The organism is Micromonospora sp. KC207, assembly GCF_004348615.1.
Lineage (GTDB): Bacteria > Actinomycetota > Actinomycetes > Mycobacteriales > Micromonosporaceae > Micromonospora.
This window is the reverse complement of record NZ_SMKJ01000219.1, coordinates 1-12,613: the sequence shown is the minus strand read 5'-3', so window position 1 is coordinate 12,613 and position 12,613 is coordinate 1. Positions and strand designations below refer to the sequence as shown.

The 12,613-nt window shown below is 74.8% G+C and carries 11 protein-coding genes; 5 read left to right on the top strand and 6 right to left on the bottom strand.

Features of this window, described 5'->3' with window-relative positions; genetic code table 11:
- From E1258_RS23460 to E1258_RS23450, 3 genes are all read right to left on the bottom strand, one after another.
- Window positions 1–764: lytic polysaccharide monooxygenase (locus tag E1258_RS23460; RefSeq protein WP_132404922.1), on the bottom strand; the 764-nt coding region annotated here is incomplete at its 3' end.
- A gap of 222 nt (window positions 765–986) precedes the next feature.
- A complete protein-coding gene (locus E1258_RS23455; protein WP_207919681.1) occupies window positions 987–1,427 on the bottom strand; it encodes a GNAT family N-acetyltransferase in 441 nt (146 codons plus the stop codon).
- Window positions 1,428–1,546: 119 nt separating this feature from the next.
- Window positions 1,547–1,807, bottom strand: a complete 261-nt coding sequence (locus tag E1258_RS23450; protein ID WP_007075444.1) for a hypothetical protein — start codon at window positions 1,805–1,807, stop codon at window positions 1,547–1,549.
- 160 nt (window positions 1,808–1,967) lie between these two features.
- Here E1258_RS23450 and E1258_RS23445 point away from each other — a divergent pair, with 160 nt between their 5' ends.
- Window positions 1,968–2,243, top strand: a complete 276-nt coding sequence (locus tag E1258_RS23445; protein WP_132404928.1) for an isoamylase early set domain-containing protein — start codon at window positions 1,968–1,970, stop codon at window positions 2,241–2,243.
- A gap of 13 nt (window positions 2,244–2,256) precedes the next feature.
- Here the strand turns inward: E1258_RS23445 and msrB are convergent, their stop codons facing one another.
- Window positions 2,257–2,667, bottom strand: a complete 411-nt coding sequence (msrB, locus tag E1258_RS23440) for a peptide-methionine (R)-S-oxide reductase MsrB (protein ID WP_007075446.1) — start codon at window positions 2,665–2,667, stop codon at window positions 2,257–2,259.
- 47 nt (window positions 2,668–2,714) lie between these two features.
- Between msrB and ligD the strand changes: the two genes are divergently transcribed.
- Window positions 2,715–3,743: a non-homologous end-joining DNA ligase gene (gene ligD, locus E1258_RS23435; RefSeq protein ID WP_132404920.1), complete on the top strand. Its 1,029-nt coding sequence runs from the start codon at window positions 2,715–2,717 to the stop codon at window positions 3,741–3,743.
- Window positions 3,744–4,369: 626 nt separating this feature from the next.
- On the opposite strand, the gene E1258_RS23425 is transcribed toward ligD, so the two are convergent.
- Window positions 4,370–4,882, bottom strand: a complete 513-nt coding sequence (locus tag E1258_RS23425) for an RICIN domain-containing protein (protein ID WP_132404918.1) — start codon at window positions 4,880–4,882, stop codon at window positions 4,370–4,372.
- Between the two features lie 135 nt (window positions 4,883–5,017).
- A complete protein-coding gene (locus E1258_RS23420; protein ID WP_165949878.1) occupies window positions 5,018–5,314 on the bottom strand; it encodes a hypothetical protein in 297 nt (98 codons plus the stop codon).
- A gap of 189 nt (window positions 5,315–5,503) precedes the next feature.
- Here E1258_RS23420 and E1258_RS23415 point away from each other — a divergent pair, with 189 nt between their 5' ends.
- The 3 genes from E1258_RS23415 to E1258_RS23405 all read left to right on the top strand — a co-directional run bounded on the left by E1258_RS23415 (window position 5,504) and on the right by E1258_RS23405 (window position 12,611).
- On the top strand, window positions 5,504–8,695 hold the full coding sequence (locus E1258_RS23415; RefSeq protein WP_132404916.1) for an FtsX-like permease family protein: 3,192 nt from the start codon (window positions 5,504–5,506) through the stop codon (window positions 8,693–8,695).
- A gap of 104 nt (window positions 8,696–8,799) precedes the next feature.
- Window positions 8,800–11,550, top strand: a complete 2,751-nt coding sequence (locus E1258_RS23410; protein WP_243715635.1) for an FtsX-like permease family protein — start codon at window positions 8,800–8,802, stop codon at window positions 11,548–11,550.
- A 68-nt stretch (window positions 11,551–11,618) separates the two neighbouring features.
- Window positions 11,619–12,611, top strand: coding sequence for an ABC transporter ATP-binding protein (locus E1258_RS23405; RefSeq protein WP_132404914.1), 993 nt, complete (start codon window positions 11,619–11,621; stop codon window positions 12,609–12,611).
- Window positions 12,612–12,613 lie beyond the last annotated feature (2 nt).

The window sequence follows — 12,613 nt, the reverse complement described above, 5'->3', positions numbered from 1 at the left end:
GTCGCAGTGCAGCCGCCGGTCGCCGGCGGGGTCGTCGGCGGGGTCGTGGTGGGGGGAGTGGTGGTCGGCGGCGTGGTGGTCGGCGGCGTGGTGGGGCTGCCCCCGCCGAAGTCGACGTCGCTGCACAGGTAGTACGACTGGTCCAGGTGGCTGGCCTGCCAGATCGTGTAGACGATGTGCCGGCCGGTGCGCCCCGGCGCGTTGGCCGGCACCTGGATCGACACGCCCGAGGCCTCCTTCTTCCACTGGGAGGCAGGCGTGTTGCCGATCTGGCCGACCAGCTCCAGGTCGCTCCAGCCCAGGGGCTTGGTCAGGGCGTCGAAGCCCTGCTTCGTCACGTACACCCGGATGTAGTCGGCGCCGTGACTGGCCTGGTCGTTGAGCTGGATGCGGAAGCTGTTGGCGATCGAGGTGGTCTTCCACGCGCCGATGGTGTCCAGCGAGTTGTACTGGCCGCTCTGGGTGCGCCCGGCGCTGCACAGCTGGCCGTCGGGGATCGCGGCCTGGTGGTTGCCGGCGACGCCCTCCCGGAAGAGCCCCATCCAGTTCCACATGGCCTGCGGGTCGGCCTGGAATGCCTGCCAGCACATCGGGTCCTGGGTGGCCATGGCAGGGTTCATGTGGTCGGCGCCCCAACGCTGCCAGCAGCCGTAGTTGCGGGAGGCGGGGTCGACGACGGACCCGTGGGCGGACGCGGGGTTCGCCAGGGCGGTGGCTAGCAGCATGGCGACGGTCGCGCCGACGGCGAGCAGCCAGGCTGCCATGCGCGGCGTGGAGCGCCTGCGCGGGAGGGGGGACAATGGAGCCTCCGGGTGAGAGGTGTGATCGTGACGACGCCCGGATCGCGGGAGTTGCCCCTCCCGTGCCGGCTCGCGTGACTCCCATGGCGGCTCTGCTGCGAGATTCCCACACTCATAGTGGTGTGTCAATTGACGGCGTTCTCCCGGGCTTCGCGGCGCGGGGACGCCGGGCATCGGGCGTGCGGGTTACCGTCTCATCGGGGTGTGCGGGATGCCGTCCTCGACGTACTCCGGCCCGCTGACGGCGAAGCCGTGCCGGGCGTAGAAGCCGACCAGCTGGGACTGGGCCTCCAGCACGCACGGCCGGTCGCCCACCGTGGCCAGCGCCTCGGCCATCAGCCGCCCGGCGTAGCCGCCCCGCCGGGCCTGCGGCGCCACCACGACCCGGCCGATCCGCGCCAGGCCGCCGGGGTCGGCCAGTATCCGCAGGTACGCCACGACGGCGCCGTCGCGGGTCAGCCACAGGTGCCGGGTGCCCGGCTCGACGTCCCGGCCGTCGAGTTCCGGATACGGGCACCGCTGCTCCACCACGAACACGTCGATGCGCAGTCGCAGCAGGTCGTGGAAGGTGCGGGCGTCCAACTCGGCGAAGGAGGCGATCCGGGTCTCGATGGTCTGCGGCGACACCCGGCGATGGTAGACCGCCCCGCCGCCAGCGCAAGGAAGGGCCCCTTGTCAACGCCTTCTGTATAGCAGGGGCCCCTTTGTCAACACCCGCCTGTTAACAAAGGGCCCCTGCTTGCACCTCAGCGGGGGCGGGAGCCCACGGCGTCGCGGATCTGCGCGCCCCGGTCGCCCTCCTCCTGCCGGGCGCAGTGCGCGCAGCAGAAGAAGCGCCCCGACACCTCGACCCCGTGGCCGACGATCTTGACCTGACAGTGTTCGCAGATTGGGGCCAGTCGGTGCGCCGCGCACTCGAAGCAGTCGAAGGTGTGCACGTCGCCGCTGACCGTGCGCACCTCGAACGCCATCCAGTAGTCGTTGCCGCAGACCTCGCACGTCGCCATGGCCGGACCCCCCGTAGCAATAAGGACAGATGTCCCCCCAGCGTGCGACAGCGGCCCGAAGCGGGCGGCCAAAACGGCCGAACCCGGCCGCCCCGGCGGCGTGTCGCAACCGGCGTGTCGGCCGTTGTGCCTGGTGACGGCCTCGACCCCGGAGGATGATGTGATCAAGCGCAGCAGGCTCTTCGGCAACCAGATCCGGGTCACCTTCAGCCTTCCCCGCGACGCGCCGGCCGGCCCGGTGAGCGTGGTCGGCTCCTTCAACGACTGGGAACCGGGCCGCCACGAGCTGGTCGCCCGGCGCGACGGCACCCGTACGGTGACCGTCCGGCTCCGGCCCGGGGCGTACCGGTTCCGCTACCTCGCCACCGGCGGGATCTGGCTCGACGACGACTCCGCCGACCGGGTCGATGAACAGGGCAGCCTGCTGCTCGTCTGAGCCGTGCCCGCCGTCAGCCCTGCGCCGGTTCCAGCCTGATGGAGACCGAGTTGACGCAGTGCCGGGTGTCCTTCGGGGTGAACCCCTCGCCCCGGAAGACGTGCCCGAGGTGACTGTCGCAGCGCGCGCAGCGGATCTCCGTACGCCGCATGCCGTGGCTGTTGTCCTCGATCTCCCTCACCGCGCCCGGGATCGCGTCGTCGAAGCTCGGCCAGCCGCAGTGCGAGTCGAACTTGGTGTCGCTGGGGTAGAGCTGCGCGCCGCAGGCACGGCAGTGGTAGACGCCCGGGGTCTTCGTGTTCACGTACTCGCCGGTCCACGGGCGCTCGGTGCCCGCCTCACGCAGCACCCGGAACTCCTCCGGGCTGAGCCGGACCCGCCACTCGTCCTCGGTGCGGGGCAGTTCGTTCTCGTCAAGACTCACCCCGCAACGGTACGACGGGTGTCGGTGCCGTGGCATATGGTCGCGTGATGGCAGGCACCGCGAAGGCCACGGCCGCCGAGTTCGAGGTGGCCGGGCACACCGTACGGCTGACCAGCCCGGACCGGGTGATCTTCCCGGAGCGGGGCTTCACCAAGGCGGACGTCTTCGGCTACTACCTGGCCGTCGGCGACGGCATCATGCGCGCCCTGCGGGACCGCCCGACCACGCTGCAACGCTTCCCCGACGGCATCGGCGGGGAGGCGTTCTTCCAGAAACGGGTGCCGACCCGGGGCGTGCCGCCGTGGCTGACCACCGCCCGGATCAGCTTCCCCAGCGGCCGGACGGCCGACGAGCTGTGCCCGGCCGACCTCGCCCACGTGGCCTGGGCCGCCCAGATGGGCACCGTCGTGTTCCACCCCTGGCCGGTCCGCGCCGGCCACGTCGACCACCCCGACGAGCTGCGCGTCGACCTCGACCCGCAGCCCGGCACCGACTTCGCCGACGCGGTCGCCGCCGCTGTCGAGGTGCGGGCCCTGCTCGCTGAGCTGGGCGCGACCGGCTGGCCGAAGACGTCCGGCGGCCGGGGCGTGCACGTCTACCTGCGGATCGCGCCCCGATGGGCGTTCACCGAGGTGCGCCGGGCCACCATCGCGCTGGCCCGGGAGCTGGAGCGCCGCCGCCCCGACCTGGTCACCACGGCCTGGTGGAAGGAGCAGCGGGGCGAGCGGGTCTTCGTCGACTACAACCAGATGGCCCGGGACCGCACCATCGCGTGCGCGTACTCGCTGCGGGCCAACGCCCGGGCCACCGTGTCCGCCCCGGTCACCTGGGACGAGCTGCCCGACGTCGACCCCGACGACCTGCACCTGGGCAGCGTCCCGGCCCGGCTGGCGCAGCGGGGCGACCCGCACGCCGGCATCGACGACGCGCCGTGGGACATCACCCCGCTGCTGGAGTGGGCCGACCGGGACGCCGCCGCCGGGCGGGGAGACCTGCCGTACCCGCCGGACCACCCGAAGATGCCCGGCGAGCCGAAGCGGGTGCAACCAAGCCGAGCGAAGCGGTCTGCCAGCTGAAACACCGAACCGTTGAGCGTGGACGGGGGTAGCATGACGCGCTGTCCCCGGCGACCGCCCCGCAGCGGTTCGAGATGCAGTACCGGGTGTTGTACGTCGACCTGGCGATCTGGGGTTTCTACGCGGTGACGTGCACGGACCTGGCTGGGGTGCGTGAGGTACCCAGCATCGACGGGCACCTGCCCGAGCGGCCGCGTGGACGTGCGCCGCCGCCAGCTGCCCGCACCGCTGGCCCTGCCCGCACGCCCGCGAACGATTCACCGTGGCTGCCGGAGGGGACCGGATTCCCACCGACGAGCCGGGCTGGTGGTGCGACTGCCCGAACCCCGAGTGCCGCCGGCAGGCCGGCGACTGGACGAAGCCAATCCGACCGCCCAGCTCCACCAGGCGGATCGCCGCCACGACCACCAGCCCGTCGACGGACAGCGGCAGCAGGTACTGGGCACCGGACGTCGCCCCGTACCGGGCCGCGACGGCCACCATGTGCCAGTACGACACCCACGCGGCGATACCGGCGATCAGGCGGTAGCCGCCCACCGGGCGGTCGACCACCACCTCGGCAGGGTCTATCGAAAACTGGGCGTCCGTTCCCGCACCGGGCTGGCGCGCCGGTTGACGGCCGGGTTCTACCAGTAGACCGGATCCATGTACCAGGATTCATTTGCGCCGCCGAAGCAGTCCCACATGCCTACGTAGGCGCCGTTGTGGGGCCAGCTGTCCTGGATCTCCAGGCACAGGCGGTTGAGCCGGTTCCTGAGCTCGTACCCGCCAGCGGGCAGCTGGTTGCCCCAGTACCAGAGCTGGTTGCTGCCGCCCCAGCAGTCCCAAATCCCGACGTACCCTCCCCTGTGCGGGTAGATGTCGAGAATCTCCAGGCACTTCCCGGTCGAGACGCTGATGATCCGGTCACCAACCCAGTACCACTGCTGGTTGTATCCACCCCAGCAGTCCCACATCTGCGCCCTCGAGCCGTTGCCGGCGCCACCGACGACTTCGAGGCATTTACCGTTCATGTCGCTGCGGAGGTAGAAGGGCTCGTAGTCGTTCGCGGCCGCTGGGGCGGGCGCCACGGCCAGCGGCAGCACGAAGGCCACCGCCATCACGAGCGCGATGTGCCGGAGCCGTTCGAGTCGGGGCATGGGTTCCTCCCTCGCATCAGGAAAGCAGCCTCACCCTAAGCTCGTTTATTTAACTGTGCGTTACTTGCGGCGGCTGGCCGACGCGGGCACACGACAGCCACCACACATGACCGACCGCCCGCGCTGACCGCAGGCTCAGCTGATGGGGCCCATCATCGCCTCCACAGCCTCCTTCGCCGCGCGCAGGTCCACGCCGGTCGCCTCCCGGTACGCCTTGATCGCCTGGATCTTCTGGCCCCGGGCCAGGTAGTCGCGGACCCCGGGCGGATCCGGCCGCACGTCGACCACCCCGAGATGGTTCATCACGAGCTGGAGGCGGCGCTCGATCTCGGCCAGCCGGGCCGCCGTGGCCCGGTCCTGTCTGGGGCTTGTTAGCCGGGCGGCCAGCAGCAGCACGACGCCGGCCATCAGTACGGTGAGGGCGATATCCACGACCGCCATCCAAGCAGACAGACGCCAGGTCAGGCCGTCACGGACGGGGCGGCCCCGTCCAGCTCACCGCAGGCATGGCGGGTCGGACCCGCCGTAGGCATAACGGTCGGATAACGGACGCGAACCTTTCCGTACCCGCAAGGGGTCTTTGTGACCGTCGGCTCCGCTGGGGCCCGGGGAGGTGGGGCGATGGTGATGGTGTGGAGGCGGGCGCGGGCCGCCCGTGGGCTGCTGCTCGCCGCGCTGGTGGCGGCCCTGGTGGCGGTCGCCCTCGTCACCGGGCTGGCCGACTACAGTCGGCGGTCCGTCGACGCGGGGCAGCGCGCGGTGCTCGCCGCGTCCCCCGCCCAGGAGCGCAGCCTGCTGATCAGCGGCTCGGGCGGTCCCGACCGGGCTGCCTTCGCCGCCCGGGATCGGGCGGTGCGCGCCCGCTTCGCCGACGGGCTCGGCGGGGCCACGGTGGCGGTGCGCGGGGCCCGCTACGGTACCGGGCGGGAGCTGACCGGCAATCTCGGTACCGCCCGGGTCGGCGACGACCCGGTCTTCGCCGCGCTGGCTACCCTGGAGGACCTCGCCGGGCACGCCGAGCTGGTGGCCGGGCGGCAGCCCAGCGGCGGGGCCGTGCCGACGCAGGTGCTCCTGCCGGAGCGGGTCGCCGGGGTGCTCGGCCTGACCGTCGGCGAGCGGGTGCCGCTGCGCGACCGGGCCACCGAGCGGACCGGCGAGGTGGAGGTGGTCGGCCTCTTCCGGCCCCGGGACCCCACCGGGTCGTACTGGCGGCTCGCGCCGGGTGCCGTCGCCGCCGGCTCCGAGACGTCGTACGGGCCGTTCCTGCTCGACCCGGCCGACTTCGACCGGACGTTCCCCGGCACGACCTCGGCGTCCTGGCTGGTCGAGCCCGACCTGGCGGCGGTCGGGCCGGGCCGGCTGGACGCCGTGCGGCGCGCGGTCGCCACCGAGGTCGCCGACCTGCCCGAGGCGACCGGCCTCGGCTCCTCCGCCCAGACCGTCACCACGATGGACCGGCTGATCGACCGGCTCGTCCGGGCCGATCTGGTGGGCCGGTCCTCGCTGCTCACGCCGCTGCTGCTCATCCTCGTTCTCGGCGGGTACGCACTGGTCCTGGTGGCCGCCCTGCTCAACGAGGACCGCCGGGGGCAGACGGCGCTGCTGCGCGCCCGGGGCGCGGCCCGGCGGCAGGTCGCCGGGCTGGCCGCGCGGGAAGCCGCCCTGGTGGTCCTGCCGGCTGCGCTGCTCGGGCCGCCGATCGCCGCCGAGGCCCTGCGCCGGATCGGCCGCGACCAGGGCTGGTCGGAGTTGTCGGCCGGCGGCGGCAACACACTCACCTGGGCGGTTGCCTCCGCCACGGCGGCCGGCTGCCTGGTGGCCATGGTGCTGCCGGCGATGCGCCGGGCCGGCACGTACGTCGCCGACCTGGCGGCCCGGTCCCGGCCGAGTCGGGGCGCGGCGGCCCAGCGGATCGGCGCCGATCTGGCCCTGGTCGGCCTGGCCCTGCTGGCCTGGACCCAGCTACGGCAGTACTCCTCCCCGCTGACCGGCCCCAACGGCCGACTCGGCGTCGACCCGCTGCTGGTGGCGGCGCCCACGCTGGGCGTGCTCGCCGGCGCCGTCGTCGCGCTGCGCCTGCTGCCGCCGGCGGCCCGGGTCGCCGGGCGGTTCGTCGACCGCCGGCCGTGGCTGGCCGCGATGCTCGGCATGTGGCAGGCGGGCCGCCGCCCGCACGCCGGCCCGGTCCTGCTGCTCGCGCTCGCCGTGGGCGGCAGCACCCTGGCCTGGTCGCTGGTGACGACTGGGGAGCGGTCGCACGTCGACCAGGCGGACTTCACCGTCGGCGCCGACCTGCGGCTGGTCGAGCAATCCGGGGCCGCACCGGCCGACCGGGCCGGCCGGCTCGCCGCCACGCCCGGCGTGGACCGGGCGGTGCCGGCCTGGCGCGACGACATCCGGGTGGGACGCGAGGACCTGCCGGTGAGCGTGCTGAGCCTGGACGCGGCGGCGGCGCCCGGTGTCGTCCGGTTCGACGAGCGGCTCGCCGGCGAGCCGGCGCGCGCCCTGTTCGACCGGCAGGTACGCGGCCGGGTCGCGCCCCTCGGCGTCGAACTGCCCGCCGCCGCGCGCCGGCTCGCCGGCACGGTCGGCACCCCGGTGACCGGGGCCGCGTACCCGCACCCGGTCCGGGTGTCCGTCCTGCTCACCACGGCAGACGGCGGAGCCTGGAAGCTGCCCCTGGCCAGCGCGGGCAGCGCCGGCCGGCCGGTGGCGGTGGCCGTGGACCTGCCGGACAACGGAGGCCGGGCCTACCGGCTGGCCGGCTTCGAGGTCGACGCCGGGCCGGCGCTCGGCTCGGGCTACCGGCTGGAGGTGACCGGGCTGCGCACGGTGGACGCGAACGGGGTGGCCAGCCCGGTGCCGCTCACCGGCGGCTGGACGACCCGGCTGGACGACCCGGAGAACGCGGAGCCGGCCGGGTTCGCCGACGGCGTACTGCGCGCCGGCCGCAAGGTCGAACTCGTCGAGGGCGGACGGTTCGCCACGCAGCCGCCCAGCCGCTTCGCCGTGGTGCCGGCCGGGACCGGACCGCCGGTCCCGGCGCTGATCACGCCACAGGTGGCCCGGGCGCTGAGCATCGGTCGGGGCGACACGATGGACGTCGGCCTCTCCGGAGTGACGCTCACCGTCCAGGTGGTCGGTGAGGTCGACGCGGTGCCGGCCAGCGGCGGGGCGGCCGGCGGCATGCTGCTGGACCTGCCGGCGGCCGTCGACTGGCTGTTGCGGGCCACGGGGACCGTCCGACCGGTCTCGGAGTGGTGGATCCGCACCGGGCCCGCCGGGCCCGCCGAGGCGACGCGGGCGGTCGCCGACCTGCCCGGGGTGACCGTGCTGGACCGGCGGGCGGCGGCGGAGGAGGCCAGCCGCGACCCGTACTGGCTCGGCACGCGCACCGGCCTGCTCGCGGCGGCGGCGGGCTCGGTGCTGCTGGCCCTGGTGGGGTTGGGCGTGGACGTCTGGGCCACCGCGCGCCGGCGGATCGGCGAGCTCGCGGTCCTGCACACCCTGGGTGCCACGCCGCGGCTGCTCGCCCGCGCCCTGCTCGCCGAGCAGACCTTCCTGGCCGGCATCGGCGTCGGGGTCGGGCTGCTGGTCGGTGCCGGGGTGGGCGCCACCATGGCGCCGTTGGTGGTGCTCACCCGGTCGGCGGACCGACCGGTGCCGGAGGCGGCCTTCGCGCTGCCCTGGCTGCCGGTCGCCGCCACCGCCCTCGGCCTGCTGCTGGCGGCGCTCGCGTTCAGCACGGCGATCGCCTCCGGCCTCCGCCACCGCGTCGCGGCGGCCCAACTGCGCATCGGCGGCGACCGGTGAGCGAGGGCGGAGCGGTGGACCGGCCGGAACCGGTGAGCGGCGGCGGGTTCGAAGGAGGGGCGGGGCCGGTGAGCGGCGGCGGGTTCGAAGGAGGGTCGGAGCCGGTGAGCGACAGCGGGTTCGGGGCGCGGCGGCCACCGGTGGGTGGAGGCGGTCTGGCGCTGTTCGGGGCTGCCCGCCGGGTGCGGGCCTTCGGCGGTCAGTTCCTCCTGTTGGGGGTGTTGGCCCTGGTGGCCGCGCTGCTGGTGACCGGGCTTCCGCGTACCGCCGACCGGCTCGCCGAGCAGGGACTGCGGGAGCACGTCACCAGCCGTCCGGCCGCCGAGCGGGACCTGACCCTCGCCACCGCCGAGACGCCGGCCGTCGGGGGCGGCGGAGCCGGTCAGCCGGTCACCGCGATGCGGGGCCAGGAACTCGACACGCTCCAGGCGGGCCTGCCCGAGGCGGTTCGGGAAGCGGTGGAGAGCCGGTGGTACCTCGCGGAGACCGCCTTCAGCCGGCTGACCGGGCCCGACCTCGCGGGGAAGAACTACTTCGTCGTCGCCCGGCTCCGCGCGGCACCGGGCGTCGCGGGGGCGGCCACCCTGTCCGAAGGACGCTGGCCGGCGGAGGCGGTGGGCGCGGGGCAGCCCGTCGAGGTCGCGCTGGCCGCCGAGACGGCCCGCAAACTGAACCTGCGCGCAGGCAGCCGCCTGCGCTCCAGCGGTGCCGGCGGCACTAAACCGCTCCCGCTGCTCGTGGTGGGCGTCTTCGAGCCGGTGCGAGCCACGGACGGGATCTGGAACACCCTGCCGTCGGCGCTGCGGGTGACCGAGCCGGCCGGCGACGCCGAGCCGTACGAGATGGTGGCGCTGACCAGCGACGCGGGCCTGGACGCGGCGATCGCGACCGGGACGCCGGCCCGGTTCTCCTGGCGCTACCGCCTCGGCAACATGGACGTCGCCGACCTGCGCGCCGTCATCGACGGCGTACGGCTGCTGGAGCGCACGCCGCCCGCCGGGCTGAGCGTCACCCAGGCGGTCGACATCCCGCTGCGGCAGTTCCTCGACGCGGTCTCCGCCGCCCGGACGCTGCTCGCGGTGATCGCCGCCGGCATGTTCGCCACCGTGGCGGGGCTGATCGTGCTGGCGGCCCGGCTGGCGGCCCGCCGCCGGGAGGCCGAGTTCGCCCTGCTGGTGGCCCGGGGTGGCACGCCGACCAGCGGCGCGCGTCGCAGCCTCGCCGAGTCGGCGCTGGTCGTCGTGCCGGCCGCGGCGCTCGGCTGGCTGCTCGGCCGGCTGCTGCCCGGCTCCGGTGGAGGGACCGACTGGCTCGTCCTCCTCGCGGCGGCCCTGGCCACCCTGGCCCTGCCGCTGGCCACGCTGGGCGGGTCGGCCCTGCCGGGCGGTCGGCGGGACCTGTCCGGCCGGCGTGCCGGTGGCCGCCGGCTGACCCTGGAACTCCTCGTCGTCGCCCTCGCCGTCCTGGCCACGGTCCTGATCCGCCGCCGGGGCCTCACCCCGGGCGCGGCCGATCCGCTGCTGGCCTCGGTTCCGGTGCTGCTGGCCGTCGCCGCCGCGGTGCTGGCTTTGCGGCTCTACCCCTGGCCGCTGCGGCTGCTCGGCCGCGTCGCGGCCCGTACGCGCGGCAGCGTGGCGTTCCTCGGGGTGGCCGGGGCGAGCCGGTCGGCGGTTACCGGACCGGTGGTCGTCGTCGTGGTCGCGGTGGCCACGGCGGCGTTCTGCGCGGTCGTGGCGGGCGGCATCCAGACCGGCCGGGATCGGACGGCCACCGCGGCCGTGCCGGCGTCCGCGCTGGTCGACGGGGAGCGGCTCGCCCCGGACACCGGCGCCGCCCTGCAACGGCTGCCCGGCGTGCGGCGCAGCACCCCGGTGCTGCGGGAGAGCGCGTTGCGGATCACCGACGAGCGGGGTGCCGACGCGGGACTCGCCGCCGTCTCGGTGCTGCTGGTCGACGGGCCGGGCCTGGCCGACACGGCGCGCGACGCCGGGCTGGACGTGTCGGTGCCGCCGGTGCTGCGGGCGGGCCGGTCGCCGGGGCCGGTCCCCGCGCTCGTCTCCCCGGGGCTCGCCGCCGAACTGGCCCGTGCGGGCCTCGACGGGACGGCCCTGGTGTCCGTGCAGGGGCGCGCCCACCCGTTCCGGGTGGCCGACACGGCCGACGACTTCCCGCTGGTCCCGGCCGACGTCGATCGGTTCGTGGTGCTGCCCTGGCAGGCCCTGCCCGAGGCGGGGCCGACCGGCCCGGTGCCGACGGCCTTCCTGGTCTCCGGCGACGGGTTCGACGTCGAGGCGCTGCGGCAGGCGGGCGACGAGGGCCAGCGCCGCTACCAGACCGGCGGCAGCTTCGTCGCGGCAGAGCGACCGCGCGGCGCGGAGGTGACCACCTGGCAGGGCGCCCGCGAACAGCTCGGGGGCGGCGGCGCGAACGGCCTGCTGGTCTTCGGGTTCGCCGCCGGTGCTGCCGGGGGCGCCGCGTTCGGCCTGCTCGCGATCGCCTTCGCGGTGCTCGCCGGGGCGCGGGCCCGGGGGCAGGTGCTCTCCCGGCTGCGCACCCTCGGCCTGTCCCGTCGGCAGTGGCGGGGGCTGCTGCTGGTGGAGCTGACGCCGCTGGTCGCCGCAGCGCTGCTCACCGGCGCGCTGACGGGGGCGCTGCTGCCCCTGCTACTCACCCCGGTGCTCGGGCTGGCCGCGTTCACCGGCGGCGAGCCGGTCCGGGTCGCGTTCTCCCCCGGCCTGGTCGGGGCTGTGCTGGCGGCCGGCGCGCTGGCCCTGGCCCTCGCGGTCACCGTGGAGACGGTGAACAACCGCCGGATGCGCCTCGGTGAGGTGCTTCGGCTCGGGGAGGGGAGCTGACGTGTTCGGGGGAGGAATCCTGACGTGTTCGCAGAGGAGAATTGGGATGCTCGGAGAGGAAAGCTGAGATGACAGCCACCGTGGCGGCGTCCGCCGCGCCGGACCTGGCCACCCTTCAGCGGCGGGCCGCGCAGCGGGCGGCCGAACGGGCCGGCGGGCACGACCGGCTGCGCGGGCACATCGTCTGCGACGGCCTGGTGCGGATCTTCAAGACCGACGGGGTCGAGGTGGTCGCGTTGCAGGGCCTCGACCTGGTCATCGACCGGGGTGAACTGGTCGCGATCGTGGGCGCGTCCGGCTCGGGCAAGTCCACCCTGCTGAACATCCTCTCCGGGCTGGACACCCCGACCGCCGGCATCGCCCGGGTCGCCGAGTACGACCTGCTCGCGATGTCCGCCCGACGCCGGTTGAGCTACCGCCGGGAGATGGCCGGGTTCGTCTGGCAGCAGACCGGCCGCAACCTGCTGCCGTACCTGACCGCGCTGGAGAACGTGGAGCTACCGATGCGGCTGGCCGGGCGGCGCTCCCGCCGGGCCCGCCGCGAGCGGGCCCGGGAACTGCTCGACCTGGTTGGCGTCAGTCACTGCGCCGAGCGGCGGCCGGGGCAGCTCAGCGGCGGGGAGCAGCAGCGCTGCGCGGTCGCGGTGGCCGTGGCCAACGACCCGGAGGTGCTCTTCGCCGACGAGCCGACCGGCGAGCTGGACGAGGCCACCAGCGCGGAGGTCTTCGCCGCGCTGCGGCAGATCAATGCGGAACTGGGGGTGACGGTCGTGGTGGTCACCCACGATCACGCCGTGGCCAACCAGGTCCGCCGGACCGTCGCCATCCGCGACGGCCGGACCTCCTCGGAGGTACGCCGCACCGCGCGGATCGGCGCGGACGGCAGCACGGAACTGGTCAGCGACGAGTACGCCGTGCTGGACCGCGCCGGCCGGATGCAGCTGCCGGCGTCCTTCGTCGACGCCCTGGCCCTGCGCGACCGGGTCCGGCTCACCCTGGAACCGGACCACGTCGAGGTTCGGCCCGGCGACCGGACCGATGCCGAACGGAGTGACGCGTGAAC